We start from the raw sequence: 26,190 nt of genomic DNA, 5'->3' as shown, positions 1-26,190 counted from the left end.
CGCTGTCAGCCTTCGACCACATCCAGCCCCTCGCGGGACATGGTTTGCAGGCGCGGCATCAGGCCAAGCAGGTGCTGGCTGTAGGGGTGTTGCGGCTGCTGGAACAGCGTTTCGGTTTCCGCCACTTCCAGCAATTCGCCATAGCGCATCACGCCGACGCGGTCGCACATCTGGCGAATCACCGGCAGGTCGTGGCTGATGAACAGCATGGTCAGGCCCAGTTCTTCTTGCAGGTCTTTCAGCAGATTCAGGATCTGCGCCTGAATCGATACGTCCAGCGCGGACGTGGGTTCGTCGCAGATCAAAAAACGCGGGCGCGTGGCCAGCGCGCGGGCGATGCAGATGCGCTGGCGTTGGCCGCCCGAGAACTCGTGGGGAAAGCGCTCGGCGGCGCGATCGCCCAAGCCCACGACGTCCAGCAGATCCGCCACGATGCGGCGCGCTTCGGCTTCGGATGCCGCCAGCTTATGAAAGCGGATGGGCTCGGCAATGATGTCCAGCACGCGCATGCGCGGGTTCAGCGACGAAAACGGATCCTGGAAAATCATCTGGATCTGGCGCCGGAACGGGTTGAGTTGTTTCTCGCCCTTTAGCGCCGTCAGGTCGGTGCCGCCGAACGTGACCGAGCCTTCCGACGGCGTGTACAAGCCCGAGATCAACCTGGCGACCGTGGACTTGCCGGAGCCCGATTCGCCCACCAACCCGAAGACCTCGCCTTCGCCAATGGAAAAGTTCACGCGCTTGACGGCGTCCAGCGTGCGTTGGTTGCGCTTGAGCAGCGCGCTCTTGAGCACGAAGCGCATGGACAGGTCACGCACCTGCACCAAGGGGCCATCCGTTTGCGCGCCAAAGTCGCGCCGTTGCCCCAGCCAATGCGTGGCCAGGTCCAGCGGTTGCGACGGCGTCTTGACGTCTTCGATATAGGTGACCAGCGGAAAGCGCTTGAGCTTGATGTCCGGGCGCGGCACGGCCGATATCAGGCTGCGCGTGTAGGGATGGTCGGGGTCGCCCAGGATCTTGGCGGTGGGCCCTTGTTCGACCAGCTTGCCGTGATACAGCACCGCCACCCGATCCGTCACGTCCGCAATCACGCCCATGTCATGCGTGATGATGATCATGCCGACCTGCTCTTCCCGGCACAGTTTCTTCAACAGCTCAAGAATCTGCGCCTGGATGGACACGTCCAGCGCGGTGGTGGGTTCGTCGGCGATGATGACTTCGGGTTCGCAGCACAAGGCCAGCGCAATCACCACGCGCTGGCGCATGCCGCCCGAGAACTGATGCGGGTATTGCTTGACGCGCAGTTCCGGCTGGTCGATGCCGACTTGCACCAGCAGTTGCACCGCACGTTTCCTGGCTTCGGCGTGCGTCAGGTTCAGGTGCACCTGCATGGTTTCCACCAGCTGGCTTTCGACCGTTTGCAGCGGGTCCAGCGAGGTCAGCGGGTCTTGGAAAATCATACCGATGCGCCGGCCACGCACCTTGCGTTTTTGCGCGGGCGTCAGTGTGTCGATGCGTTCACCGTTCAGCAGCACCGAGCCGCCGGCCAAGCGACCGGGCGCTTCCAGCAGGCCGATCACCGCGTTGCCGATGGTGGACTTGCCCGCGCCGGATTCGCCCACCACGCCCAGGATCTCGCCTTTTTCCAGCGATAGCGATACGCCGTCCACCGCCACCAGCGTGCCACGGCGGCTGGGGAATTCGATGCGGATGTCTTCAATGTTCAACAGGGCCATGACGTCCTCAGCGCAGCTTGGGGTTGAGCGCGTCGCGCAGCCAGTCGCCCAGCAGGTTGACCGATAGCACCAGCGCCACCAGCGCAATGCCCGGGAAAATCGAGATCCACCACATGCCCGAAAACAGATAGCTGTTGCCGATACGAATCAACGTGCCCAGCGACGGCGCCGTCGGCGGCACGCCCACGCCCAGGAACGACAGCGTGGCTTCCGTAATGATGGCTATCGCCAAATGGATGGTGGCAATGACCAGCACGGGGCCCATGACGTTGGGCAGGATGTGGCGGCGCAGGATGGTGATCGGGCCGATGCCGATCAGCCGTGCCGCCTGCACATATTCCTTGTTGCGTTCGACCAGCGTGGAGCCGCGCACGGTGCGCGCGTACTGCACCCAGCCCGAGATCCCGATGGCGAAGATCAGCACGTACAGCGCCAGTTGATCGTGCATGTCGCGCGGCAAGACGCCACGCGCCACGCCGTCGATCAGCAGCGCCACCAGGATGGCGGGAAACGACAACTGCACGTCAGCGATGCGCATGATGAAGCTGTCGATGCGGCCGCCGGCGTAACCGCTGATAAGACCCAGCGTTACGCCCAGCACCATCGAGAACAGCACCGATGCAAACCCCACCAGCAGCGACACGCGCGAGCCATACAACACGGCAGAAAGAATGTCGCGGCCCTGATCGTCGGTGCCCAGCAGGAAGTCCGGGCTACCGCCCTCTTCCCAGGCGGGCGGCGTGTTGGCGTCCATGATGGACAGCGACGCCAGGTCGAAGGGGTTGTGGGGCGCGATGATGGGCGCGAACAGCGCGCCCAGCAAGATGGCCAGCGTCACGATGGCGGCGATGATGGCGCCGGGCGAACGCTTGAAGCTGTGCCAGATATCGCTGTCGGCCGCGCGGGCAAACAGGGGAGCGATGCGAGCAATCATGTTGATTCCTTTACTTGCTCTGCACGCGCAGACGCGGGTCCACGGCGAAATACAGCAGGTCGACGACCAGGTTGATGACCACGAACATGAAGGCGATCAGCACCAGATAGGCCGCCATCACCGGAATGTCCACCATGCTGATGGCCTGGATGAACAACAGCCCCATGCCGGGCCACTGGAATACGGTTTCGGTGATGATGGCGAACGCGATGATCGAGCCCAGTTGCAGGCCGGTGATCGTGATGACCGGCACCATCGTGTTCTTCAAGGCGTGGCGAAAGTTGATCAGTCGTTCAGGCAAGCCGCGCGCCCGCGCGAACTTGATGAAATCGGCGCGCAGCACTTCCAACATTTCCGCGCGCACCAGCCGCATGATCAACGTCATCTGAAACAGCGCCAGTGTGATCGCCGGCATGATCAGCGCCAGCCATCCGGACTTGGTCAGAAAGCCGGTGGTCCACCACCCCAGGCTGACCACGTCGCCCCGTCCGAAGCTGGGCAGCCATCGCAGCTGCACGCCAAAGACAAGAATGAGCAGGATGCCGATCAGGAAGGTGGGCAGCGAGATGCCGGCCAGCGACAACGCCATGAACGCCTTGGACAGCACGCCGTGGCGGCGCAGCGCGGTGTAGATGCCCATCGGAATACCCAACGCCAGCGCCATCACGGCAGACACGAACGACAGTTCCAGCGTAGCGGGCATGCGCTCTTCAAGCAGCTCGCTGACGGGGCGGCGCTGCCGGTACGAAATGCCGAAGTCGCCATGCGCGGCGTTGCCGACAAAGCGCGCAAACTGCACGACGAAGGGGTCGTCCAGGCCCAGCTGTTCGCGCAACTGCGCGCGTTGTTCAGGGGTGGTGTCCTGGCCGACCATGCTGGCGATCGGGTCGCCCACATAGCGGAACATGGAGAACGCGATCAGCGCCACCGTCAACATCACCAGCACCGACTGGATAAGCCGTTGCGCAATAAAGGAAAGCATTATCGGGTGCCCTCGTTTGCAGATAACGCCGGGCCGCGTTTCCGTTGACAGCCGGAACCGGGGCTGGGCCGGGCGCGCCCGGATGGCTTGCGCCATCCGGGGCTGAACTAGTCAGACAAATGTTGAACAGACGTGTTGGTCAGGCGGTTACGGCAACACCACGTCACGCAGGTCAAGCACGTCGTCGGCGCGCTGGATGACCTTGATGTTGTCCTTTACGCCCCAGGACATCGGCTGCTGGTGCAAGGGCAGATAGCCGTAGTCCTTGCGCACGATCTCGAAGGCTTCCTTGATCATGGCGTTGCGCTTGGTCTGATCGGTTTCGACGCCGATCTTGTTGGTCAGCTCGTCCACCTTCTTGTTGCAGTAGCCGCCCAGGTTGAACTGGCCGGCCGCCGTCTTCGCATCGCGGCACGCGGCCAGGTTCAGCAGCGCGTTGTGCGCGTCGGTGGAACTTGGTGTCCAACCCAGCATGTACATGCTGGTCTGGTTGCCCGCTTGCAGCAGGATCTTGCCGAAGTACTTGGACTTGGTCTGCGCCAGCAGATTGATCTTGATGCCCACGCGCGCCAACATGCCGGCCACTGCCTGGCAGACCTTTTCGTCGTTGACGTAGCGGTCGTTCGGGCAGTCCATGGTGACGGTGAAGCCCTTCGGATAGCCCGCTTCGGCCAACAGCTTCTTGGCGCGTTCGGGGTCGGGCTTGTACGGGGCGCCGTAGGAATCCGCGTAGCCGTTGATGGCGGTGGCCACCAGCGAACCCAGCGGTTTGGCCGCGCCGCGCATGATCTTGTCGTTGATGGCCTTGGTGTCCACGGCCAGCACAACGGCTTCGCGCACCTTGGCATCCTTGAACGGGTTCTTGCCCTTGACGTCCGAGAACAGCAGTTCGTCGCGGTCCTGGTCCATGCCGATGAAGATGGCGCGCGCTTCGGGCGCCGTCAGCGGCTTGACGCCCTTGGCGTCTTCCAGGCGCTTCCAGTCTTGCACGGGCACGGGCTGCACCAGGTCCATTTCGCCCGAGATCAGCGCGGCCACGCGGGTGGCTTCCTGGGTGATCGGCTGGAAGATGACTTCGTCGACGTTGGTCTTGATGTCTTTGTTCCAGTAGCCGTCATAACGCTTGAGCACCGTCTTCACATCGGGCTGGCGCGACACCAGCATGAAGGGGCCGGTCCCATTGGCGTTCAGGTTGGCATAGTTGCCCTGGTTGTCGCCCTTGACGTTGGTGGCCTCGGTGGTCTTGTTCTTTTCCGCCCACGTCTTGCTCATGATGTACAGGAACACCCATTCGCGCGGCAGGATGGGGTTGGGCGTGGGGGTGGTGACTTCGACGGTGTAGTCGTCAACCTTCTTGATGTCGGAGGCCTTGGCGCCGTAGCCCTTCATGTCCGAGCCGGGCGTCAGGCTGCGCTTCCACGAGAAGATCACGTCGTCGGCGGTGAACGGCGAGCCGTCGTGAAACTTCACCCCTTTGCGCAGCTTGAAGACCCATTTGGTGGGCTCGGGGTTTTCCCAGCTTTCGGCCAGCAGCGGCGTCAGCTTCAGGTTGCCGTCATAGCCGGCCAGCGTTTCGTAGATGTTGCCTTGGAAGCCCAGCGTGAACGTCTCGTTCAGCGCCATCGGGTCCATCGAGGTGGCGTCGCCCTGGTACGCCCAGTGAAAGGTCTTGGCGGTCGCGCCGGCGCTGAACGCCAACGACGCGGCAATGGCGGTCGCCAGCGCAGCTTGCTTCAAGTGAGGAAAAGTACGCATAGCCCTCATGCTCCGTGTGGTGCGCGGATTGCGCGACAGAAGTGACAGGGCCCCAGCCCCAACGGGTTCCGGGGCATGGCGTTGCTGCTTACGACGAAAGGCGGTGCGGGGTGGCGCGGCACGCAGGGTGTGCCGCGCGCAGGCCGTGAAAGGCGATGCCGGGAATCACTGCAGAGGACTTCGACTTCACGATAGATCCAACCCCTTGTGATTGTCATGGCGGGGGCGAGCCCGCGCCGATGCAGATCGAATCTTATAGACGCATTCGTTTAAGCGTCAATCGGTTTGGATTGGGGTTAGTCCGCGCTTGCCGTCCGCCTGGAATGGTGCATTTTCGCCGCTAAAAAAGGGGGCACTGCGCGCTGCGCAATGACGGGCTATTCGATGGCCGGGCCGGGCGATGCGGCAGAGGCGGCAAGCGTTCGAGCCAGCTCATGGACAGTGCGTTTGCGCCGGTCGCTGTCTTCGTAGTGTTTACCCAGCGCCGACCATTCCGGGCGGCTGCGCGCTTCTTTCAGGGCCTCCGGCAAGGGGCCTTTGCGCCAGGCGTCATCATCCGGAAGGGCTAGTTTCAATGGTTCTCGGGCGGCGTGTCCGCGACGTTCCAACGCATCGATCAACTGGCGCTGGCGCAGCGCCAGCAAGCGCAGTACGGCGTCGTCGACGCTGATCTCGCGCCAACCGCGCAGCTTGCCGGCCACGCGCTTGCCCAGCTTTTCAACGCCTTGCCACAAGCCGCCCGCCGCCGCGCCGATCAGCATGCCGGTGCCCAGGCTCAGGCCCGCGCTAAGCAGGTCGACGGCCGCGCCCGCCATGGCGCCGGCCGCGGCGCCCATGCCCACCTGCACGCCCATGTCCTTGAGCGCCTGCGGGTGGAACAGGTCCATGCCCCAACGTTCGCCTTGCAAAGGCAGTGCGTCGTCGGTGAAGTCGGCCGCGCGAAAGTTGTAGAGCGCCAGCAGCGCGTTCACGCAGGTTTGTTCGCGTTGGCGCACGTGGTCGCGCAACTGCGCCGAGGCGGCGGCTAACGCGGTGTCGTCGCTGGGGCTGGCCAGGCGCAGCGCCGCCACGTCGATCAGCAGATCGGCCAGCAGTTCGTAGGCGGCGGCGTGACGTTCGCGGCGTTGCGCGGACAGGCTGTCGGACAGGCGCGCCAGCGCACTGGCATGGCGGTCCAGCAGCACGCCCAGCTTGGCGTACAGCTGCTGCTCGCCGTCCAGCGGCGGGGCTACCGTGTCGAATTCGACCACCGCGTGCAGGCCCAGCCGCGCCATGGCGCCGCGCCATTCGTTGGCGCGATGCGCGGGGGCGTTCACAAAATTAAGCACGGGCAGCAGGGGCCGCCCGCAGGCCGCAAGAATGGAGAGTTCGTCGCGATGCTTGCCCAGCACGGGGTCGCGCGCGTCGATCACGTACAACGCCGCGTCGCACTCCAGCATCTTCGTCAGCACGCGCGCTTCCTGCTCGAAGCGGCCGTGCGCCTCGGGCGTATCCAGAAAGCGCCTGATGCGCGCCGGGCCGTCCAGCCGTTCGGCTGGTTGGTCCAGGCGTTCCAGATATTCCAGCAGCGCGATGCTGTCTTCCATGCCGGGGGTGTCGAACCATTCCAGCACGGCGCGGCCGTCCAGCCGCAGCCGCGCGCCTTCCACGTGGCGGGTTGTGCCGGGGCTGTCGGCCACTTCGCCAAAAGTCGTGTCGCGCGTCAGGGTGCGCAGCAGCGATGTCTTGCCGGTGTTGGTGTGGCCGACCAGCGCGATCTTGATGATGTCGTCAGCCATGGTCGGCCTGTAGCCACGTCAGCGGCGCGTTGGGCGTTTGCTGGATGGCGTCGGCAGGCAGGCCCAACGCCAGCAGGCGTTCGCGCCACAGCGCGGCGCGGGTGTTGTGATTGCTGCTGCTGCTGCTGCTGCTGCTGCTGCTGCTGCCGTCGCTGTTACGGCTGGCGTCGCCGCGACCGTTCCCGCCGCCGTCGGTGTCGTGTTTGCCATCACCGCCCTCTTGATCGCCGCCTGCACGCGAAGCAATGAGCCAGACGGCCGTATGACCTGCATGGGCGGACAGTTCGGCGATCAGCGACAAGGTGCCGCGATCCGGCGTTTGACGCGCATCGCAGGCGATCAGCAAACGCGAAGCGGCCGCTTGCGCCAGCGCGTCCAGCACGCGGTTGCGCTCTTCGCGCGTGTCCAGGTTGCCCGCCATCTGCACGGTGTCGGGCAGGTTGGCGGGCGGCCAGGCCAGGTCGCCCGGCAGCTCCAGCCCCAACAGCACGGGCTGCCCCGCCAGGCCGGACAGCGGCGCGGATTGCACGCGCGGCTGGTGCAGCGCATCCACCGGACGGTCGATGCCGGTGGACTGCGCGGCGGGCTCCAGGCGGTCTCGCAACGGCGAAAAGCCTGCCAGCAAGGGGTCGATGCGCAAGCGGCGCAGCGCACGCAGCGTGGCGGCCACGCAAAGCGCGGCGGCTAGCAGCCGGGGCAGGATGCCGTAAACCACCACGACGCCGATCAGCCACAACGACCATTGCACCTGCGCGTCCGCGGACAGCGTCTGGCTGCCGTCGCTGGCGCGGATGACCGCCGCGTCCGGCATCGCAAAGCCCAGGTGCGCCGGCAACCAGCCGATGGCTTGCGTCAGCCAGACGAAGGTGTCGGGCGCCAGCAGCGTGGTGGCCCAGACGAAGCGGTAACTGGCGGTGGACAGCACCACCAGCAAGGCGGCCAGCGCGGCGCATAGCGCGGTCAACCACAGCAGATGGCTGACCGCGCCGAACAGCCAGCGCAAGGCGCCCGCGCGCGCCAGCAGATTCAGAAAGGCCTGCGGCACCAGCGCGCTGTCGGGGCCGCGCGCCAGCTTGCGGGTGGCCCACAGCCATAGCCGCCCCAGCCCGGTGGCGGCGGTGGGCTTGAGCAGAAAACTGCCCAGCCACAGCAGAAAGGTCAACGCATGCAAGCCCAGCAATGCGCCCAGCGCCCACAGCACGTTGACCGGGCGCGAGCCGTCGCCCAGCGCGCCCAGCGCCACGGCGATGCCCGACATCAGGGCCAGCACGAACAACGCCGCCAGGATGGCCTGTGCGCTGCGGCGCCAGCCATCTACCAGCGGGCCAAGATTCTCGCGCTGCGCCAGCAGGTCGGCGCGGGCCAGGATGCGCGAAGGCAGATCGGTGTCCAGCTGCCGCACGCGGCGCACGGCATCGGCGTCGTCCAGCGGACCCCAATGGGTTTCGCGCAGGCGGATGAGTTCGGCCAGCCAGTGCGCGCGCAACGGGCGGGGGCTGGCAGAGCCGGTCGGCAGGTCAAAAGCGCGAGAGGTCGAAGGCGGCATCGCGTTGGTAGGCAGCGCGGACGGGCCGCAGCGTAAGGCCGCAAAGGGCGATGCGACATTGTAGACCTGCGCATTTGGCGAACGTGGCGAACTTCGCCCGCGCGCGGGGGCCGGGGCAACGCCTGTTCAGTGCTGACGTCGGGCGTGCCGGTATTGGCCCGGGGTGACGCCCACGGCCTCGCGAAACACGCGGGACAAGTGGCTGGCGTTGCCAAAGCCGCTGGCCTGGGCAACGCCGGCCAGGTCGCCCTTGCCTGCTGCCAGCAGCCCGCGTGCGCGCGCAAGCCGCCGCGCGCGCACCCAGGCATGCGGCGGTTCGCCGAACGAGGTGTGGAACATGCGGGCGAAATGGTAGGTGGACAAGGCGGCCACGCCCGCCAGCTCGTCCAGCGTCAAGGGGGCATGCAGGTGCGCGTCGACGTAATCCATGATGCGCCGGCGTACGGCCGGGGCCAGGCCGCCGCGCGAAGGCTGCACCGTCTTGCGCGCCACGCCTTGTTGCAACAGATGGTGCAACACCGTTTCGGCCGCGCTGCTGGCGGCCAGGCGGTCGGCGGGCTGCGCCCAGTCGGTGCCCAGCAGCTGCCGGCAGACGTCGATCAGCGATTCGTCCTGGATGTAGGTGCGGTCGCGCAATTCCAGCGTGCGCGGCTCGCAATCCAGGCGCATGACGGCTTCGCGGGCCAGGCGTTCGGGGGCAATGTACAGGTGCAGGAAATGCACGGTGTCGTTCATGCACCAGCGCGAATAGTGTTCGGCCGGCAGTACGCAGAATTTGCCCGCGCCACCGTGCAGCGTGTCGCGGCCCACACGAAACGATTTGTCGCCGCCATGCAGGTAGAGCGACAGCGTGTGGTGGCCGGGGGTGTCGTAGCCCAGCGTCTCGCGTGCGCTGCGGGCCCATTGCGAAATGGCGATGCCTTCGCCCAAGCCGGCGGCGCGTTCCAGCGTGGCGGTGGAACGCGACAAGGTGCGAAAGACGGAGAAGTCGGCCGGGGCCGAAGCGACGATTCCCATAGAAGCGAAATGCTACTGCGATCTCGCGCGCGCCGCGCGCGAGGCGGCATAAAAACCGCAAGATCCGGCAATCGTGTCGGCCGCCGGCGGCGCACACTGGCTGCCAGGCAAGCGGCCACTGCCGCCCGCATCGCGTCCGCCTTCATCGCGCCCCTTTTCCCTTGCTGGTTGCACCGTGAATCTCTTCCTGTATTTCCTGACCGTCGTTATCTGGGGCACCACCTGGATCGCCATCAAGCTGCAACTGGGCGCGGTGGCCATTCCGGTATCGATCTTCTACCGCTTCGCGCTGGCGGCGCTGGTGCTGTTTGCCATCCTGCTGCTGACCCGCAAGCTACAAAAATTGGATCGGCGTGGGCATTGGCTGTGCGTGGGCCAGGGGCTGTGCCTGTTCTGCTTGAATTTTCTGTGCTTCTACACGGCGACGCAGTGGATTCCCAGCGGCCTGGTGTCGGTGGTGTTTTCGGCGGCAACCTTGTGGAACGCGTTGAACGCCCGTCTGTGGTTCGGCACCCGTATCGCGCCGCGCGTGATGTTGGCCGGCGCCGTCGGCTTTTCCGGGCTGGTGCTGCTGTTCTGGCCCGAGCTTGCCGGCCAGGAGGCCAGCCACGAAACGCTGTTGGGATTGGGCTTTGCGCTGTTGGGCACGTTCTGCTTTTCAACGGGCAACATGCTGTCGTCGCTGCAACAACGCGCGGGCGTGCGGCCGTTAACCGGCAACGCCTACAGCATGTGCTACGGGGCGGCGATCCTGCTGGCGGGCTGCTTGTTGGCCGGCCTGCCATTCCAGTTCGACACGTCCGAGCAGTACGTCGGCGCCCTGCTTTACCTGGCGATCCCGGGGTCGGTGATCGGCTTTACGGCTTACCTGACGCTGGTGGGGCGCATGGGGCCCGCGCGCGCCGCGTACTGCACGGTGCTGTTTCCGGTGGTGGCGCTGGCCGTGTCCACGGTGGCCGAGGGCTACCAGTGGACGCCGCCCGCGCTGCTGGGATTGGCGCTGGTGATGGTGGGCAACCTGCTTGTATTTACCAAGTGGTCGCCGTTCATGCGGCGCGTGGCGGGTTAGGGCTGAGGGGTAATCGTGGGGTATCCAAGTCCAGGTCCAGGTCCAGGTCCTGGCCCAGCCCCAGGCGCTACGGCGCCGCGCGCGCCACGTCGCGCAGGGCGTCCAGCAAGCGATCAATCTCGTTGTCGCTGGTCAACGGGCTGACCGATACCCGGGCAATGTGGGTCAGGCCGCGCGCCTGCATATCCAGCGGCGTGTACGGTACGCCATTGCTGCCGATCGTTACCCCCACGGCCGCCAGCGCGCGCTGAACGTCGGCGGCGTTTCGCCCTTGCAGGTTGAACGAGATCAGGCTTGATTTTTCGCGCCCCTGGTCCAGCACCGTCAGCCCCGGGATGGCGGCTAGTTCGGTGCGCACGCGCTGGGCGGTGGCATCCAGCGTGGCGCGGATCGAGCCCAAGCCCAGTGCCAGTGCCTCTTGCAGCGCATTGGCCAGGCCGCAACGCAGCGCCAATGAGTTTTCGGCCGATTCCAGGCGGCCGGCGTCGGCGCGCAGCACGGGGCGGCCGTCGGCGTCCAGCGGCGCGGAATAGGTGTCGACGAAGGCGGGCGTCAACTGGTCCAGGAAGCTGCGCCGCACATACAGCAGGCCCGTGCCGCGCGGGCCGCGCAACGCCTTGCGTCCCACGCCGCTCAAGACGTCACAACCCACCTCGGCGACATCGATGGGCAATTGCCCGACGGCCTGCGCGGCGTCCACGAAGTAAGGAATGCCATGCCGGCGTGCCACGCGGCCGATGGCGGCGGCCGGGTTGATGAGGCCGCCATTGGCGGGCATCCAGGTCAGCGCGATCAGGCGCACCCGGTCGTCCACCATGTCGGCCAGCGCGTCGGGGTCCACGCAACCGCTGTCATCCGACGCGATGGTTTCCAACACGGCGCCCGCGCGTTCGGCGTGCAGGCGCATGGCGGCCAGGTTGCCCCCCCATTCGTGGCGGCCAACCAGGATGCGGTCGCCGGGCCGCCAGGGGGCAAGCGCCGCGAAGGCCGCGCCCCAACCGGCGGAATTGCCGGTGGTCAATGCAATTTCATCAGGCTGCGCGTTCAGCAGCTGGGCGGCAAGCGTGCGCGCGTTTTCGGTCAACGCGCGGGACGCCACGCCGGCTTCCATGGGGCCAAGCATGGCCTCGCGTTGCAGATGCGCGTGGATCGCCTCTAGCGTGCCAGAGGACGGCAGCGACGAACCGGCGTGATTGAAATGGACGCTGGTTTGGGCGCCGGGCGTCTGCGCGCGCAGGGCCTGGATGGTGGCGGCGGTCAGAGGGGCGGCGGTCAGGGGGGCAGACATGATCGATTCCGTTGGGGTGCGCGCGGCACGCAGCCAGGGCGTGTCGCGCGGCAAGGCGCTGGCAAAAGGGCCAAGACCCGGCGTGGACTCAGGCGGGGGTCAGTGCGACGACGGCTTCGATTTCCACCGACACGCCCTGCGGCAGGGATGCCACGCCTACCGCGCTGCGCGCATGGCGGCCGGCATCACCGAACACCTCCACCATCAGGTCGGAGGCGCCGTTGGCGATGGCGCTTTGGCGGTTGAAATCCGGCGTGCTGGCCACGAACACACCCAGACGCACGACGCGAGCCACGCGGTCCAGGCGGTCGCCGGTGGCGGCGGCGATCTGCGCCAGCAGCCCCAGGGCGGACAAACGGGCCGCTTCGACACCGTCGGCATCCGACACCTGGTTGCCCAGCTGGCCCAGGTATTGCGGCTTGCCACCCTTGCGTGAAATTTGGCCCGAGATGGTCAGCAGATTGCCCTCAAGGACGAAAGGCACATAGTTGGCGGCGGGCGCGGCGGCGGCTTCCAGGGTGTAGCCCAGTTCGGCCACACGGCCGGAGATCGTACGGGTCATAGCGGATGTCCTGTGAAATGTCAGAGTGTCAAAAGCGGGGAGCCCAAAACCGATGGACGCCCAGGCCGCTTTAAAAGCGTAACGCAGGGCTTGATGCTATCGGCCGCGCCGCCGCCTGACCAATCAATTCTTGTCGACGACACATGAGTAAAACTAATGTGTCGCGTGGGAAGTCGGCTCGTCCGTTTGCGCCGCGTCCGCCAGCCAATCGCGCAACGCGGCAGCAGCAGGCTGCAACGCGCCACGTGGCGCGACAAACCACCAGCCGATGCGCGGATCTTCCAACATCGCGCCGGGCAGCGCTTGCACCAGCGCGCCGCTGGCCAGGTGCGGCGCGATCAGCCGGTGCCGACCCATGGCCAGCCCCTGCCCGGCCAACGCGGCTTCCACCACGATGTTGTAGTCGTGCAGACGCACCGTCTGGGCGCGGCCCAGGTCCATGCCAAAGCGGCGCGCCCAGGCATCCCATTCAAAGGGCTGTTTGGCGTGCGAGGTCAGCAGCGGATGGCGCAACAGGTCTTCAGGCGTGCGCGGCCGCTTGCGTCCGGCGATGCGCTCGGGCGCGCCAACTACCGACAGTTGCTCGGTCATGAGCAGGCGCGAGGCCACGCCGGGCCAGGAGCCACGGCCATAGCGGATGGCCACGTCCACGTCGCCGCCCGCCACGTCGGCCAGGCCGATGTCGGGCAGCAGCTGCAATTCAATCTCGGGATGCGCGGCGGCAAAGGCCGGCAGGCGCGGCGCCAGCCAACGCGTGGCGAACGAGGCCAGCAAACCCACCTTCAGCGTTACGCGCGCGGCGGCGGGTGCGCGCAGCTTGTCCGTGCCCTGCCGCAAGAGCTCGAAGGCCGCGTGCACGTGTTCAAAATAGGCCTGGCCAGCGGGCGTCAATGCGACGGCCCGCGTGCGCCGCTCAAACAGCGCCACGCCTAACTCGCTTTCCAGCCGCTGGATGTGATGGCTGACCGCGCTTTGCGTGACGAACAGTTCCTGCGCGGCCAGCGAAAAGCTCAAGCGGCGCGCGGCCGCTTCAAAAGCGCGCAGGGAAACCAGGGCAGGCAGGGATCGCGTGGATCGCATGGAGGGGCAAGACGAGGCCGTCGACAGGGATGCGCGATTATCCTACGCGCTCTTGGCGCAGGCACGCAGACGGCGCGCCCCAATGCAAAAAAGCCCGCAAACAAGTTGCGGGCTTTTTTAGGGGTACTGCAAGCGGTGCGGATACGGCATGCACTGCTGAAATTTTGGCTCCCCGAGCTGGGCTCGAACCAGCGACCTGCGGATTAACAGTCCGTCGCTCTACCGACTGAGCTATCGGGGAACAGGTAGAGGGGCCGAATTATGCACAAAAAATTGAAAGAATGCAAAGCGGCCGCGGAAATTCTGTTCACGCGTGCTGGATCGCGTGGGCGGTGCGGAACAGTTGCGGCACGATATCGCGCAGCAAGCGATCGCCGGGGTAGTCGTGGCGCGGCGCGCTGACGCTGATCGCGGCCAGCGGCACGTCACGCGCATCGCGTAACAGCACGGCCGCCCCAACCTGGTTTTGCAGTACCTGGTCTTCGGTCAGCGCATAGCCGTCGTCGCGCGCCTGGCGGATCAAACCCAGCAAGGCGGCCGGGTCTGTCACCGTGCGCGGCGTGAACGCGCGCGGCGGCGCCTGGTGCAATGCCTGCAAGATGGCGTCGTCGTCCTGCTGGGTCAGCAGCATGCGCCCGCCGCTGTTGCACCAGGCGGGCATGCGGCGCCCCGGCAGCATCTCGGCCAGTGTCAGTTGCCGACTGGGCAGGCGCAGCAGATAAATCATGTCGGTGGCGACCAGCACGCTCATGTGCACGGCCAGCCCACAGCGGTCGCGCAGCGCGACCAGATGCGGCGCCGCCATCGATACCAGCCGGTCGTTGCGCAGGAAGAAGTAGCCCAGCTCCACCACGCGCGGACCCAGGCGATAGCGCCGCGATACCGGGTCCTTGGCCAGATAGCCCAGGCGCTCCCAAGTGTGCACGAAGCGCTGAGCGGCGCTTTTTCCCAAGCCGGTCAACGTGGCGATATCGGTCAACCCGAGGGAATCCGTGGCGTCGCGAAAGGCGTCCAGCACGCGCATTCCTTTTTCCAACGACGCGACAAACAGCGGGTCGTCCGCGTCGGGCGTGGCGGTGTCGGTCGGGGAAGCGGTGCGTGTCGTCATGGCTGAAAGCGGAGGGAGTACGCGGGAAGAACGCGAGGATGGACGCGGGCGAGAACCGGTGATGGCGCACGGGCCTGGCGAGGACCAAAGACGGGTCCGACGCTAGTTTCCCCGAATTGTCCGGGGGCCCAATAGCCACTATAAAGTTGATTATTCAATACTTTGTATCGCATAGCAATACACATGACGTCCCACCATTTTCGCGGTTTTCCCTCCCCATGACGCATTCTTCATCGCTCTGTGACCTGAGCGCCGTCGCGCTGCGTGCCGAGATCGTCGCCGGCAAGGCCAGCGCGCGTGACGTCATGGCGGCCCACCTGGCGCGTATCGATGCGTGCAACCCGCAGGTCAACGCCATCGTGACCCTGGACGCTGAAGGAGCCATGGCGCGTGCCGCGCTGGCCGACGAACACCAGGCCCATGGAGGCGCGCTGGGTTTGCTGCACGGCTTGCCGATCGTGCACAAGGATTCGTTTCTGACGGCCGGCATGCGCACCACCTACGGCTCGCCGCTGTATCGCGATTTCGTACCCGAGCGCGATAGCCTGATCGTCACGCGGGAACGCGCCGCTGGGGCCATCACGCTGGGCAAGAGCAATCTGCCGGAGTTTGGCGCGGGCTCGCAGACCTTCAACGCGGTGTTCGGCGCCACCCGCAACCCTTACGACTTGCGCATGACGGCGGGCGGCAGCAGTGGCGGCGCGGCGGCGGCCCTGGCCGCGCGTATGACGCCGTTGGCCGATGGCACTGACATGGGGGGTTCGCTGCGCAACCCCGCGTCGTTCTGCAACGTGGTCGGCCTGCGCCCGTCGCCCGGCCGCGTGCCCCAGTGGCCCACGGCCTGCCCTTACAACGCGTTGACGGTCGCGGGCCCCATGGCGCGCACGGTGGCCGATGTGGCCCTGCTCCTGGCTGCCACGGCCGGTCCGGATGCGCGCGACCCCTTGACCGTCGATCAGGACCCCGCGCGCTTCCTGGCCAGCCTGGAGCGCGATTTCAAGGACGTGCGCATCGCGTACGCGCCCACGTGGGGTGATCTGCCCGTTCAGCGCGACGTGTTGCAAGTACTGGAAAGCCAGTTGCCGATCTTCGCGGATCTGGGTGCCAAGGTCGAGCAGGCCTGCCCGGACTTCACCGGCGCCAACGATGCCTTCCAGGCGCTGCGCGCCCAGGTGTTCGCCGTCGGCTACGAGGCCGCGTTGCGCCAGCATCGGCATCTGCTCAAGGACACGGTGATCTGGAACATCGAACTGGGGCTGACCCAAGCGCCCGCCACCGTCGTGCAGGCCGAACGCGACCGCGCGGCACTGTTCGCGCGCATGCACGCCTTCATGCAGACGCATGAATTTCTGATCGGCCCGGTCAGCCAGGTGGTGCCCTTTCCGGTGCAAGAAGAAACGGTGAGCCATATCGACGACACGCCGATGCACAACTACATCGACTGGATGCGGTCCGGCTACTACCTGTCGCTGACCGGCCACCCAGCCATTTCGGTGCCTTGCGGATTTACTGAAGACGGCTTGCCGGTAGGCATCCAGATCGTCGGACGCTATCGCCAGGAACACGCACTGCTGCAACTGGCGCACGCGTTCGAATCCGCCACACAGCATTGGCGCCGCGCGCCGGCGCTGCCTAACTGAACCATCCAACAACACAAGGGGAAATCCATGAACAAAACGATATCGCGCGCGCTGGCCCTGTGCGTCCTGGCCGCCACGCCGCTGTTGGCCACGGCCGACACGTATCCGTCCAAGCCCATCACCCTGGTGGTGCCGTTTCCGCCCGGCGGGTCCACCGATGTGATCGGGCGCCTGTTCGCGGCCAAACTCGGTGCGCGCCTGGGCCAGACGGTGGTGATCGAGAACAAGCCGGGCGCCAACACCAGCATCGGCGCGGTGGCCGTGGCGCGCGCGGCGCCCGACGGCTATACGCTGATGATTACCGGCGCGCCTACCTTCACGCTGAATTCGCTGCTGTATTCGAACCTGAACTACGACCCGGTCAAAAGCTACGAATACGTGGCCGTCGCGGGCAGCACGCCGTTTGTCATCCTGACCAATCCGCAAACCGGGATCGGCACGGTGGCGGACATCACCAGCAAGTCGGCCGCGCAGGCACTTAGTTTTGGATCGTTTGGCAATGGCTCCACGCCGCATATCGCCGGGGAATCCCTGGCCCAACGCACCGGCGCCAAGCTGCTGCACGTGCCCTATCGCGGCAGTGCGCCGGCCATGACGGATCTGATCGGCAACCAGATCCCGCTGTCGATCGACACGCTGGTGGCCAGCCTGCCGCAGATCAAGGCCGGCAAGGCGCGAGCGGTGGCCTTGACGGGCAGCGCGCGGTCAACGCTGGTGCCCGAGGTGCCCACCGTCGCGGAAAGCGGCGTGTCGGGCTATGACTTCGAAACCTGGTTTGGCGTCGTCATGCCCAAGGGCACGCCCGCGCCCATCGTCAATCGGATGTCCAAGGAGATTCAGGCGGTGATGGCCGAACCCGATACCCGGGCCAAGCTGCAAGAGCTGGGTTTCGACGCCACCTACCAGGACCCGGCGGCCTTCCGCGCCAAGGTCGACAGCGAACTGGCGCGCAATGTGGCGGTCATCAAGGCGGCGGGAATCAAGCCGGACTGAGCGCGAGGGGGAGGCAAGGCGCGGGGCGCGCGGCTTGCCGATCCCTTATCATGGCACCCAGAAGGTTCGCGACCTCTCTCGTCTTTACTGGGTTAATCCATGTCTTCGTTTGACATTCAATTGCTGCTCACCGCCCTGGTGAGCGTCTTGGTGCTGGTCGCCCTCATCGTCTCGCGCATTCGCATGCATCCGCTGCTGGCGCTATTGATCGTTTCGATCGGGGTGGGTTTCGCAACCGGCATGTCGCCGGTTGCCATCGTTAAAAACCTGACCGACGGCGCCGGCAAAACGCTGGGCGCGGTGGGCGTGGTGATCGCGCTGGGTGCGATGCTGGGCAAGATCCTGGCGGATTCCGGCACGACGGAACGCCTGGCCAATGCCATCCTGCGGCGCACCTCGGTGCGCTTGATTCCCTGGGCGATGACGCTGGTGGCTTTCGTCATCGGCATTCCCATGTTCTTCGAAGTGGGCCTGGTCGTCATGCTGCCGCTGATCTTCAGCGTGGCGCGCAAGCTGGAAAGCCAGGAACGCTTCAAGGGGTCGGCTTACGTCTATGTGGGCGTGCCCGTCATTGCCGCGCTGGCCGCCATGCACGGCATGGTGCCGCCGCATCCCGGCCCGCTGACGGCCATCGCTACCCTGAAGACCACCGTGGGCCCCACGATGATCTACGGCTTTCTGGCCGCGCTGCCCGCGATGGTGCTGGGCGGCCCGCTATACGGGGCTTTCATCACGCCCCGCATGACAACGCGCCCGGACGAAGCCCTGTTGGAGCAATTCACCGTCACGCCGGAAAATGGCTCGGCTATCGCTGCGCCCAGCGTGGGCCTGGGCGTGCTGGCGGCGCTGCTGCCCGCGCTGTTGATGCTGGTGCATGCCCTGGCTGAAATGCTGTTGCCCAAGGATTCCAGCCTGATGCACGTGGCCGCCTTCCTGGGCAACCCGCTGGTGGCCATGCTGTTGGGCGTGCTGTTCGCCGCGGTCACGCTGGTCTTCATGCGCGGCGGCGACGCCGAAAAATTGCGCGACGGCCTGGGCAAAAGCCTGAAGCCCATCGCCGGCATCATGCTGATCATCGCGGGCGGCGGCGCCTTTCAGCAGGTGCTGACCAGCGCCAAGGTGGGCGATGCCATCGTGCACCTGACGCACCAGTTCGCCTTCCCGCCGCTGATCCTGGGCTGGCTGATCGCCATGCTGCTATCGGTATCCACCGGCTCGGCAACCGTCGGCATCGTGGGCGCCGCCGGCCTGCTGGCCCCCTTGGCCGGCGCCGACCCCACGCTGAACCTGCCCCTGCTGGCGCTATCGATCGGCTGCGGCTCGCTGTTTTTCAACTACGCCAACCACGCCGGCTTCTGGATGGTGAAGGAATCGTTCGGCATGACGATGGGCGAAGCGACAAAAACGATTTCGGTCGTGCAGTCGATCGTGGCGGTGGTGGGCTTGCTGATGGTGCTGCTGTTCAACATGCTGCCGCCGTTGGGATAAGGGGGCGGCGTTTCCTGGCGCCCGGAATAAAAAAACCCAACGAGAAATCGTCGGGTTTTTTCTTGGAAACTACAGGGTGTTCATGGTGCCGGTGAAAGGAATCGAACCCTCGACCTTCTCATTACAAGTGAGCTGCTCTACCAACTGAGCTACACCGGCACGGCGTGCCGGGGCACGCGCAGGGACTGCATTGTAATGAAAAATCGACGGGGCCGCGTGCAAGGGGGCACGGGGCGCCGACGACATTCAATTTACGGCGGATTATGTCGCAGCGGCGGTTGCAAAGACGGCGTGCCAGGCACGCCGTCTTTGTGTAGCAGATGCTATTTGACGATGGTCAGGCGCGGACGCTTGGGTTCGTCGTCGTTGCCGCCGTCGTCGCCGGTCGGGGCGTCGGATTGGGCATCGGAGCCTTCGGGGGCGGCGGGTTCCACCGCGCCCTGGGCGCCGGCTTCCGGCGGTTCATAGGGCTGCACTTCAAAGCCCATGCCCGCGCCGGTTTCGCGCGCGTAGATGGCGCTGACGGCGCCAACGGGAACGTAGACGTTCTCGGTCACGCCGCTGAAGCGGGCTTGGAATTCGATGAATTCGTTGCCCAGCACCAAGCGGTTGGTGGCCAGTGTGCCGACATTCAGTGTGATCTGACCGTCACGCACATGCGCGACGGGCACCATGGTGTGCTCATCGACCTGTACGGTGATGTACGGCGTGTAGCCGTTGTCGGTGCACCATTCGTGCAGTGCGCGGATCAGATACGGTTTGGTCGAAGTTTCACCCATCACACAACCAGCCTTAACGACGCATCACTTTTTCCGAAGGCGTCAGCGCTTCGATGTAGGCCGGGCGCGAGAAGATGCGTTCGGCGTACTTTTGCAGCGGAGCAGCGTTCTTGGGCAGTTCAATGCCGTAATGGTCCAGGCGCCACAGCAGCGGCGCCACGGCCACGTCCAGCATCGAGAATTCCTCGCCCAGCATGTACTTGTTCTTCAGCAGCATCGGGGCCAGTTGGGCCAGACGGTCGCGAATGTTCTGGCGCGCGTTGGCCAGCTTCTTCTCGTCGGGCTTGGCGCTGCGGTCTTCCAGCGTCGAGACGTGAACGAACAGTTCTTTCTCGAAGTTGTACAGGAACAGGCGGGTGCGGGCGCGCATGACGGGGTCGGCCGGCATCAGCTGCGGATGCGGGAAGCGCTCGTCGATGTACTCGTTGATGATGTTGGACTCGTACAGAACCAGGTCGCGCTCGACCAGGATGGGCACTTGACCGTACGGGTTCATCACCGCGATGTCTTCGGGCTTGTTGTACAGGTCGATGTCACGGATCTCGAAGTCCATACCTTTTTCGAACAACACGAAGCGGCAGCGTTGCGAAAACGGACACGTGGTTCCGGAATAGAGCACCATCATGGTGAAAGTCCTTTATGAAAAACGAAAGGCCAGCGCCTAAATCTAGCAGGCGCTGGCCCCAATTGCCAGACGGGATAGGCGTACGGCCCTATCCTCCGTTGCCGTCCCTTATTAAGAATAGGTAGCGGCTTGCATGCCTGGCGGGGCGTTGCGGTTAGCGCACGTGTTTCCAGTACGAGGCGTTCAAGCGCCACGTAACCAGGAAGAACAACAGCAGGAACAACATGACGCCAACGCCGAGACGGACGCGGAAAGTCTGGACGGGCTCTGCCATCCAGGACATGAACGCGGTCAGGTCTGCGACGTCGTTGTCGTATGTTGCGACTTGGGCCGGGTTGGCGGCCTTAAATTTGGCATCAAAGGTGGCATGGCCGCGGTAATCAGCTACCGGTTCGGCCTTGACCGTGGAAAAACCTTGAGCATCGTACACCGTCGTGACGCGTTCCCAGGTTTTGGGTGCGCCTTCCTTGGCATCCTTCACTTCCACTTCGTGCATGGCCGTGGTGGTCAGCTCGCGCGGACCCTGGCGTTCCCAGAGCGCGTGGGGCATGCCCACAGCCGGGAAAACCAGGTTGTTCCAGCCGGTCGCGCGCGACGAGTCGCGGTAGAAGGTGCGCAGGTAGGTGTAGATGTAGTCGGCGCCGGACGGGCCGGCGTTGACCGATTTGGCGCGAGCGATCACGGACAAGTCCGGGGGCGTCGTGCCAAACCACTTCTTGGCGTCCTTGGGTGACATGGCAACCGTCATCATGTCGCCCACCTTTTCGCCGGTGAACAGCAGGCTTTCCTTGATTTGCTGGTCGGTCAGCCCGATGTCCTTGAGCTTGTTGTAGCGCATCGAGGACGCGCTATGACAGTTCAAGCAGTAGTTGACGAACAACTTGGCGCCGTTTTGCAGCGACGACATGTCGTTGACGCGGTACGGCGCCTTGTCCAGCGGGAAACCGCCTTCGGCGGCAAATGCGGTGGTGCACGTGAGCATCAAGGCCACGGCACCAATCAGCTTCTTGATCATGGTTAATCCGTTATCTGGTGGGCTCAGTGGGCGTGGAACGTAACGCGCTCGGGCACTTGCTTGAAGGTGCCAAGGCGGCTCCAGACCGGCATCAGGAAGAAAAATGCCAGGTACAGCAGCGTGCCGATCTGCGACGTGATGTTCAACGGCGGACTGGGCGGCTGCGTACCGATGTAGCCGAGCACCAGGAAGTTGACCATGAAGATGCCGTAGATCCACTTGTGCCACGTGGGGCGGTAGCGGATCGACTTGACCGGGGAATGGTCCAGCCAGGGCAGGAAGAACAGGATGACGACGGTGCCACCCATGGCGACCACGCCCCAGAACTTGGCATCGATCACGCGCAGCAGCACGGCCACGACGATCAGGATGCCCGGGACCACAAAGCGCAGGATGCCGCGCATATTGCTCTTGAACAGCAATACCAGCGCACCCAGCACCGATGCACCTGCCAGCACCCACGTGAATTCGTCGGTGGTGGCACGCAGCATCGAGTAGAACGGCGTGAAGTACCAGACCGGTGCGATGTGCGGAGGTGTCTTCAGCGAGTCAGCAGGAATGAAGTTGTTGAACTCGAGGAAGTAGCCGCCCATTTCCGGCGCGAAGAACACGATGAACGCAAACACGAGCAAGAAGCCCGCCACGCCCATCAGGTCATGCACCGAATAGAACGGGTGGAACGGAATGCCATCCTTGGGCCGGCCGTACTTGTCTTTCGGGCCCTGCTTGATCTCGATGCCGTCCGGGTTGTTCGAGCCGACTTCGTGCAGCGCAACCAGGTGAGCCGCGACCAGGCCGACCAGCACCAGCGGAATCGCGATGACGTGGAAGGCAAAGAAGCGGTTCAAGGTGGCGTCCGACACGACGTAGTCGCCGCGAATCCAGATCGACAGCTCGGGGCCGATGAACGGAATGGCGGCGAACAGGTTAACGATCACCTGAGCACCCCAGTACGACATCTGGCCCCACGGCAGCAAATAACCGAAGAAGGCTTCCGCCATCAGACAGAGGAAAATCGCCACGCCGAAAATCCACACGAGTTCGCGCGGCTTGCGGTACGAACCGTAAAGCAGCCCGCGCAACATATGCAGGTAGACGACAACGAAGAACATCGATGCGCCGGTCGAATGCATATAGCGCACGAGCCAGCCCCATGGGACTTCGCGCATGATGTATTCGACGGATTGGAACGCGCGTTCGGCGTCCGGCTTGTAATGCATGACCAGGAAAATGCCGGTCACGATCTGCAGCACCAGGACCAATAAGGCCAGAGAGCCAAAGAAATACCAAAAGTTGAAATTCTTTGGTGCGTAGTATTCGGACAGATGGGCTTTCCAGGTGGATGTCACCGGAAAACGCCGGTCCAGCCACCCCAACAGGCCTGTTGTCTCGACGGTTTTCTCGCCAGCCATGTAACGGCTCCTTCTCTAATACGTGGCGTATTTGTTTTACTTACGTAATCGGGAAAAAAGCGCGACGCGAGCGTCAGGCCTTGTTGTCTTCATCGACGCCCACAATGATGCGGGTGTCGCTCAGATACTGGTAGGGCGGTACTTCGAGATTATCGGGAGCAGGCTTGTTCTTGTAGACCCGGCCAGCCAGATCGAACGTAGAGCCGTGGCAGGGGCAGAGGAATCCGCCTTGCCAGTTGGCGCCCATGCCGCCACCGCCGCCCGTTTCAAAGTGCGAGGTAGGCGAGCAGCCCAAGTGGGTACAGATGCCGACGCAAACGAAGATCTCGGGCTTGCGCGAGCGAGCCTCGTTTTCGGCGTATTTGGGAGTGAAGCCAGGCCGCTTGGATTCAGGATCGGCCAGTAAAGGGTCTAGCGTCTTGAGGGCGGCGAGCTGTTCGGGAGAACGGTGAATGATCCACACCGGCTTCCCACGCCATTCCACGGTTTTCATGGTGCCGACGGGTATATCGCCGATATCCACTTCAACGGGGGCCCCGGCCGCGCGGGCCTTTTCAGAGGGAGAAAACGTGCTCACAAGCGGCACTGCCGTTGCGACACCTGCTACGCCACCCACAGCACAGGCGGTGGTAACCCAGAAACGTCGCGAAGGATCAGGTGGCAGGTTGGGATCAACCGCACCGTCATCATCGTGTACCAGCGTATCCTGACTCATCTTCCTATCCTTGTTGATGCGCCCGCTCTACGAGTAGCATCACTTCTGCGGCATCGGGTTCGCGGGAATATGTAACAACATAGCAACCGCGTATTATAGCGCCAGCCCACTGAAGGGCGTATCACGAAGGGAGTGCTTTTATGAGCAAAAAGACTGGTTTCATCAAAGAATTCCGAGATTTCGCTGTAAAAGGCAACGCCGTTGACCTGGCGGTTGGTGTGATCATCGGCGCGGCGTTCGGCAGGATCGTCGATTCCATGGTGAAAGACATCATCATGCCCTTGGTGAATTTCATCCTGGGTGGCGCGGTCGATTTTTCGAACAAATTCTTTGTGCTGTCGATGCCTGCCGGCTACAACGGCCCGATGACGTATGCCGACCTGACCAAGGCGGGCGCCACCGTGTTTGCGTGGGGCAACTTCGTGACGATCCTCATCAACTTCGTGTTGTTGGCGTTTGTGATTTTCTGGATGGTCAAGGCCATCTACAAGGCCCGCACCAAGGCCGAGGAAGCACCGGCCGCGCCGGCCGCAACGCCCGAAGACGTGGCGCTGCTTCGCGAAATTCGCGACCTGCTCAAGAAATAAGACACGGCACCAGGCCGTGTGGCCGATGCGCCACATGCGCCACGGGCTTGCTGCCCGCCGGGTAATGATCCGCAGCGGGCGTCACCCCTTTATGCCGGGCTGGCTTTATGCCGGGTTATCAAGGTCGATGAATTCGACCTTGATGCCGAAGTGCTCGGCCACTGCCTGACCCAGCGCCTGTGCGCCGTATCGTTCGGTGGCGTGGTGACCCGCGGCAATGAAGCCCACGCCGGTCTCGCGCGCCAAGTGCACGGTGGACTCGGACACTTCGCCGGTAATGTAGGCGGTGGCGCCGGCATCCACCGCGTCTGCCAGCATGCCTTGCGCGCCGCCCGTGCACCAGGCCACGGTGGACAAGGGCTGAGCGGGGTCGCCCACGACCAGCGGTTGCCTGCCCAGGCGTTCAGCCACGCGTTCGCCCAACTGCCCCAGCGTTTGCACGCCGGCGGCCTCGCCCAACCAGACCAGATTGTCTTGCCCGCAGGTGCGCGGCGACCCATCGTCGCGGCGCGCGGGCGCCAGGCCCAGCACGCGGGCCAGCTGTGCGTTGTTGCCCAGCGTGGGGTGCGCGTCCAGCGGCAAATGGTAGGCGTACAGGTTCAGGTCGTTCTTCAGTGCCAGCGCCATGCGCGTGCGGCGCGTGCCGATAATGCGCCGGTCTTCGTTGCGCCACATCCAGCCGTGATGCACGAGCACCGCGTCAGCGCCCCGTTCAACCGCCGCGCGCAGTAACGCTTCGCTGGCGGTGACACCGGTGATAATGTGTCCGACTTCGGATCGGCCCTCCACCTGCAAACCGTTCGGACAGTAGTCCTTGAAGCGCGCGGCTTGCAGGGTGTCGTCCAGCCAGCTGGCCAGCACGTGGGAGTCCACTTTTTTCATTGCTTGTCCTATCAGAATCATGCGCCGATATTGGCTGATATTTGCTCAGGCCGTCACGGTCTGCCTGGCTATTCTATTCGTGGTCACGACCCTGCGGCCCGACCTGCTGCGCCTTGCCGGCTCAGGCGCGGCCACGCCCGCCGCCGCCGCGTCCGCCCGGCCGCCGGCCGGCACGGGCGTGGGGCCGGTGTCGTACGCCGATGGCGTGGCGCGCGCGGCACCGTCCGTGGTGAACGTGTACACGACCAAGCACGTCAATGTGCCGTTGGTGCCGCTGCCCGATGATCCCGTGCTGCGCCAGCTGTTCGGGCAAGTGCCCGGCATGAGTCGGCGGCAGGCCACGACCAGCCTGGGGTCGGGCGTTATCGTCAGCCAGGACGGCCATGTGCTGACGAATTACCACGTCGTGCAGGCGGCCGACGCGATCGAGGTGGCGCTGGCCGACGGCCGGCGCGATGCGGCAAAAGTGGTGGGCGCAGACCCGGACACGGACCTGGCGGTGCTGAAGCTGAGTTCGTTGCGCACTTTGCCGGTGGCCACGCTGGCCGCTGACCGGGGCTTGCGCGTGGGCGATGTGGTGCTGGCGATAGGCAACCCGTTTGGCGTGGGCCAGACCACCACGCAAGGCATCGTGTCGGCGTTGGGGCGCAACGGGCTGGGACTGAACACGTACGAAAACTTCATCCAGACCGATGCCGCCATCAACCCCGGCAATTCGGGCGGTGCGCTGGTGGACGCGCAGGGCAATCTGGTGGGGATCAACACGGCGATCTATTCGGAATCGGGCGGGTCGATGGGCATCGGCTTTGCCACGCCGGTGGAGATTGCGCGCAAGGTCATGGACGACATCGTCAAGACGGGCTCGGTCAAGCGAGGTTGGCTGGGCGTGGAACCGCAGGACGTGACGCCGGAGCTGGCGCGCGCGTTTGAGCTCAAGGGTGACACGCGCGGCGTCATCATTGCCGGCGTGATGCGCGATGGGCCGGCCGCGCGCGGTGGCTTGCGCGTGGGCGATATCGTGCAATCGGTCAATGGCAAGCGCATGGCGGACACGTCGCAGTTGTTGTCGGAGATTGCGCAGCTGCCGCCCGGCCAGCGCGCCACGCTGGGCGTGTTGCGCGCGGGCAAGCCCGTCGAGGTGGCCGTGGTGGTGGGCACCCGGCCGGGCAAGCCGCGATAGCAATCGCGAAGGGGCCTGC

At 64.7% G+C, this 26,190-nt stretch carries 23 protein-coding genes and 2 tRNA genes; 6 read left to right on the top strand and 19 right to left on the bottom strand.

The window, feature by feature from the left end; genetic code table 11:
- Nucleotides 1–5: 5 nt before the first annotated feature.
- From AC0Z35_RS21220 to AC0Z35_RS21190, 7 genes are all read right to left on the bottom strand, one after another.
- Nucleotides 6–1,736 carry an ABC transporter ATP-binding protein gene (locus AC0Z35_RS21220; RefSeq protein WP_046803922.1) on the bottom strand — a complete coding sequence of 577 codons (1,731 nt, stop codon included), beginning with the start codon at nt 1,734–1,736 and terminating at the stop codon, nt 6–8.
- 7 nt (nt 1,737–1,743) lie between these two features.
- A complete protein-coding gene (locus AC0Z35_RS21215; protein ID WP_046803921.1) occupies nt 1,744–2,670 on the bottom strand; it encodes an ABC transporter permease in 927 nt (308 codons plus the stop codon).
- Nucleotides 2,671–2,680: 10 nt separating this feature from the next.
- Nucleotides 2,681–3,652 (bottom strand): ABC transporter permease, encoded by a 972-nt coding sequence (locus tag AC0Z35_RS21210; RefSeq protein ID WP_046803920.1) that lies wholly within the window; start codon nt 3,650–3,652, stop codon nt 2,681–2,683.
- 147 nt (nt 3,653–3,799) lie between these two features.
- Entirely contained in the window at nt 3,800–5,407 is a 1,608-nt protein-coding gene (locus AC0Z35_RS21205; RefSeq protein ID WP_120153412.1) for an ABC transporter substrate-binding protein, read from the bottom strand.
- Between the two features lie 377 nt (nt 5,408–5,784).
- Nucleotides 5,785–7,185, bottom strand: a complete 1,401-nt coding sequence (locus AC0Z35_RS21200; protein WP_485132652.1) for a GTPase/DUF3482 domain-containing protein — start codon at nt 7,183–7,185, stop codon at nt 5,785–5,787.
- The gene (locus AC0Z35_RS21195; RefSeq protein ID WP_485132651.1) at nt 7,178–8,731 is read right to left on the bottom strand and encodes a DUF2868 domain-containing protein; all 1,554 of its coding nucleotides are present in this window, start codon (nt 8,729–8,731) and stop codon (nt 7,178–7,180) included. Before AC0Z35_RS21195 ends, AC0Z35_RS21200 begins: the two co-directional genes overlap by 8 nt.
- 126 nt (nt 8,732–8,857) lie before the next feature.
- Complete coding sequence (locus AC0Z35_RS21190) at nt 8,858–9,748, bottom strand: helix-turn-helix domain-containing protein (RefSeq protein WP_485132650.1); 891 nt, start codon at nt 9,746–9,748, stop codon at nt 8,858–8,860.
- 175 nt (nt 9,749–9,923) lie between these two features.
- On the opposite strand from AC0Z35_RS21190, the gene AC0Z35_RS21185 reads away from it, so the two are divergent.
- Nucleotides 9,924–10,817, top strand: coding sequence for a DMT family transporter (locus tag AC0Z35_RS21185; protein ID WP_485132649.1), 894 nt, complete (start codon nt 9,924–9,926; stop codon nt 10,815–10,817).
- Nucleotides 10,818–10,884: 67 nt separating this feature from the next.
- On the opposite strand, the gene AC0Z35_RS21180 is transcribed toward AC0Z35_RS21185, so the two are convergent.
- From AC0Z35_RS21180 to AC0Z35_RS21160, 5 genes are all read right to left on the bottom strand, one after another.
- Nucleotides 10,885–12,105, bottom strand: coding sequence for an aminotransferase class V-fold PLP-dependent enzyme (locus AC0Z35_RS21180; RefSeq protein ID WP_485132648.1), 1,221 nt, complete (start codon nt 12,103–12,105; stop codon nt 10,885–10,887).
- Between the two features lie 88 nt (nt 12,106–12,193).
- Nucleotides 12,194–12,667, bottom strand: coding sequence for a RidA family protein (locus AC0Z35_RS21175; protein ID WP_046803914.1), 474 nt, complete (start codon nt 12,665–12,667; stop codon nt 12,194–12,196).
- A gap of 153 nt (nt 12,668–12,820) precedes the next feature.
- Entirely contained in the window at nt 12,821–13,747 is a 927-nt protein-coding gene (gcvA, locus tag AC0Z35_RS21170; protein ID WP_485132647.1) for a transcriptional regulator GcvA, read from the bottom strand.
- Nucleotides 13,748–13,912: 165 nt separating this feature from the next.
- Nucleotides 13,913–13,988: transfer RNA gene (locus AC0Z35_RS21165), tRNA-Asn, on the bottom strand.
- 66 nt (nt 13,989–14,054) lie between these two features.
- Complete coding sequence (locus tag AC0Z35_RS21160) at nt 14,055–14,855, bottom strand: IclR family transcriptional regulator (protein WP_104144691.1); 801 nt, start codon at nt 14,853–14,855, stop codon at nt 14,055–14,057.
- Between the two features lie 218 nt (nt 14,856–15,073).
- Here AC0Z35_RS21160 and AC0Z35_RS21155 point away from each other — a divergent pair, with 218 nt between their 5' ends.
- From AC0Z35_RS21155 to AC0Z35_RS21145, 3 genes are all read left to right on the top strand, one after another.
- Nucleotides 15,074–16,495, top strand: coding sequence for an amidase (locus AC0Z35_RS21155; RefSeq protein WP_485132646.1), 1,422 nt, complete (start codon nt 15,074–15,076; stop codon nt 16,493–16,495).
- Between the two features lie 27 nt (nt 16,496–16,522).
- Nucleotides 16,523–17,488, top strand: a complete 966-nt coding sequence (locus AC0Z35_RS21150) for a Bug family tripartite tricarboxylate transporter substrate binding protein (RefSeq protein WP_046803911.1) — start codon at nt 16,523–16,525, stop codon at nt 17,486–17,488.
- Between the two features lie 99 nt (nt 17,489–17,587).
- Nucleotides 17,588–18,976 (top strand): GntP family permease, encoded by a 1,389-nt coding sequence (locus AC0Z35_RS21145; RefSeq protein ID WP_046803910.1) that lies wholly within the window; start codon nt 17,588–17,590, stop codon nt 18,974–18,976.
- A gap of 83 nt (nt 18,977–19,059) precedes the next feature.
- Here the strand turns inward: AC0Z35_RS21145 and AC0Z35_RS21140 are convergent.
- The 6 genes from AC0Z35_RS21140 to petA all read right to left on the bottom strand — a co-directional run bounded on the left by AC0Z35_RS21140 (nt 19,060) and on the right by petA (nt 23,522).
- Nucleotides 19,060–19,135: transfer RNA gene (locus AC0Z35_RS21140), tRNA-Thr, on the bottom strand.
- A gap of 164 nt (nt 19,136–19,299) precedes the next feature.
- Nucleotides 19,300–19,755 (bottom strand): ClpXP protease specificity-enhancing factor, encoded by a 456-nt coding sequence (locus AC0Z35_RS21135; RefSeq protein ID WP_046803909.1) that lies wholly within the window; start codon nt 19,753–19,755, stop codon nt 19,300–19,302.
- Nucleotides 19,756–19,768: 13 nt separating this feature from the next.
- The gene (locus AC0Z35_RS21130) at nt 19,769–20,380 is read right to left on the bottom strand and encodes a glutathione S-transferase N-terminal domain-containing protein (RefSeq protein ID WP_006216817.1); all 612 of its coding nucleotides are present in this window, start codon (nt 20,378–20,380) and stop codon (nt 19,769–19,771) included.
- Nucleotides 20,381–20,534: 154 nt separating this feature from the next.
- Nucleotides 20,535–21,395, bottom strand: a complete 861-nt coding sequence (locus AC0Z35_RS21125) for a cytochrome c1 (RefSeq protein ID WP_332609081.1) — start codon at nt 21,393–21,395, stop codon at nt 20,535–20,537.
- Nucleotides 21,396–21,418: 23 nt separating this feature from the next.
- On the bottom strand, nt 21,419–22,807 hold the full coding sequence (locus tag AC0Z35_RS21120; RefSeq protein WP_046803907.1) for a cytochrome b: 1,389 nt from the start codon (nt 22,805–22,807) through the stop codon (nt 21,419–21,421).
- 73 nt (nt 22,808–22,880) lie between these two features.
- Nucleotides 22,881–23,522: a ubiquinol-cytochrome c reductase iron-sulfur subunit gene (gene petA, locus AC0Z35_RS21115; RefSeq protein WP_039882595.1), complete on the bottom strand. Its 642-nt coding sequence runs from the start codon at nt 23,520–23,522 to the stop codon at nt 22,881–22,883.
- 140 nt (nt 23,523–23,662) lie between these two features.
- Between petA and mscL the strand changes: the two genes are divergently transcribed.
- Nucleotides 23,663–24,109 (top strand): large conductance mechanosensitive channel protein MscL, encoded by a 447-nt coding sequence (mscL, locus tag AC0Z35_RS21110; protein ID WP_046803905.1) that lies wholly within the window; start codon nt 23,663–23,665, stop codon nt 24,107–24,109.
- Nucleotides 24,110–24,214: 105 nt separating this feature from the next.
- Here mscL and AC0Z35_RS21105 read toward each other — a convergent pair whose 3' ends face one another.
- Nucleotides 24,215–24,991: a Nif3-like dinuclear metal center hexameric protein gene (locus AC0Z35_RS21105; protein WP_104144694.1), complete on the bottom strand. Its 777-nt coding sequence runs from the start codon at nt 24,989–24,991 to the stop codon at nt 24,215–24,217.
- Nucleotides 24,992–25,010: 19 nt separating this feature from the next.
- Here AC0Z35_RS21105 and AC0Z35_RS21100 point away from each other — a divergent pair, with 19 nt between their 5' ends.
- Nucleotides 25,011–26,171, top strand: a complete 1,161-nt coding sequence (locus AC0Z35_RS21100) for a trypsin-like peptidase domain-containing protein (RefSeq protein WP_485132645.1) — start codon at nt 25,011–25,013, stop codon at nt 26,169–26,171.
- Nucleotides 26,172–26,190: the final 19 nt, after the last annotated feature.

The organism is Achromobacter sp. 1L-A-4-B-C2 (genome assembly GCF_057291955.1).
The sequence above is the reverse complement of the archived record's forward strand: the minus strand, read 5'-3'. Positions and strand labels throughout refer to the sequence as shown.

What these genes read in the sequence shown, in the direction of transcription:
- AC0Z35_RS21175 (WP_046803914.1), bottom strand. Translation starts at nt 12,667, where the DNA reads ATGACCCGTACGATCTCCGGCCGTGTGGCCGAACTGGGCTACACCCTG.
- AC0Z35_RS21135 (WP_046803909.1), bottom strand. Translation starts at nt 19,755, where the DNA reads ATGGGTGAAACTTCGACCAAACCGTATCTGATCCGCGCACTGCACGAA.
- AC0Z35_RS21125 (WP_332609081.1), bottom strand. Translation starts at nt 21,395, where the DNA reads ATGATCAAGAAGCTGATTGGTGCCGTGGCCTTGATGCTCACGTGCACC.
- AC0Z35_RS21100 (WP_485132645.1), top strand. Translation starts at nt 25,011, where the DNA reads ATGCGCCGATATTGGCTGATATTTGCTCAGGCCGTCACGGTCTGCCTG.
- AC0Z35_RS21145 (WP_046803910.1), top strand. Translation starts at nt 17,588, where the DNA reads ATGTCTTCGTTTGACATTCAATTGCTGCTCACCGCCCTGGTGAGCGTC.
- gcvA (WP_485132647.1), bottom strand. Translation starts at nt 13,747, where the DNA reads ATGCGATCCACGCGATCCCTGCCTGCCCTGGTTTCCCTGCGCGCTTTT.
- AC0Z35_RS21130 (WP_006216817.1), bottom strand. Translation starts at nt 20,380, where the DNA reads ATGATGGTGCTCTATTCCGGAACCACGTGTCCGTTTTCGCAACGCTGC.
- AC0Z35_RS21155 (WP_485132646.1), top strand. Translation starts at nt 15,074, where the DNA reads ATGACGCATTCTTCATCGCTCTGTGACCTGAGCGCCGTCGCGCTGCGT.
- AC0Z35_RS21160 (WP_104144691.1), bottom strand. Translation starts at nt 14,855, where the DNA reads ATGACGACACGCACCGCTTCCCCGACCGACACCGCCACGCCCGACGCG.
- AC0Z35_RS21105 (WP_104144694.1), bottom strand. Translation starts at nt 24,991, where the DNA reads ATGAAAAAAGTGGACTCCCACGTGCTGGCCAGCTGGCTGGACGACACC.
- petA (WP_039882595.1), bottom strand. Translation starts at nt 23,522, where the DNA reads ATGAGTCAGGATACGCTGGTACACGATGATGACGGTGCGGTTGATCCC.
- AC0Z35_RS21120 (WP_046803907.1), bottom strand. Translation starts at nt 22,807, where the DNA reads ATGGCTGGCGAGAAAACCGTCGAGACAACAGGCCTGTTGGGGTGGCTG.
- mscL (WP_046803905.1), top strand. Translation starts at nt 23,663, where the DNA reads ATGAGCAAAAAGACTGGTTTCATCAAAGAATTCCGAGATTTCGCTGTA.
- AC0Z35_RS21190 (WP_485132650.1), bottom strand. Translation starts at nt 9,748, where the DNA reads ATGGGAATCGTCGCTTCGGCCCCGGCCGACTTCTCCGTCTTTCGCACC.
- AC0Z35_RS21205 (WP_120153412.1), bottom strand. Translation starts at nt 5,407, where the DNA reads ATGCGTACTTTTCCTCACTTGAAGCAAGCTGCGCTGGCGACCGCCATT.
- AC0Z35_RS21180 (WP_485132648.1), bottom strand. Translation starts at nt 12,105, where the DNA reads ATGTCTGCCCCCCTGACCGCCGCCCCTCTGACCGCCGCCACCATCCAG.
- AC0Z35_RS21220 (WP_046803922.1), bottom strand. Translation starts at nt 1,736, where the DNA reads ATGGCCCTGTTGAACATTGAAGACATCCGCATCGAATTCCCCAGCCGC.
- AC0Z35_RS21150 (WP_046803911.1), top strand. Translation starts at nt 16,523, where the DNA reads ATGAACAAAACGATATCGCGCGCGCTGGCCCTGTGCGTCCTGGCCGCC.
- AC0Z35_RS21195 (WP_485132651.1), bottom strand. Translation starts at nt 8,731, where the DNA reads ATGCCGCCTTCGACCTCTCGCGCTTTTGACCTGCCGACCGGCTCTGCC.
- AC0Z35_RS21200 (WP_485132652.1), bottom strand. Translation starts at nt 7,185, where the DNA reads ATGGCTGACGACATCATCAAGATCGCGCTGGTCGGCCACACCAACACC.
- AC0Z35_RS21215 (WP_046803921.1), bottom strand. Translation starts at nt 2,670, where the DNA reads ATGATTGCTCGCATCGCTCCCCTGTTTGCCCGCGCGGCCGACAGCGAT.
- AC0Z35_RS21210 (WP_046803920.1), bottom strand. Translation starts at nt 3,652, where the DNA reads ATGCTTTCCTTTATTGCGCAACGGCTTATCCAGTCGGTGCTGGTGATG.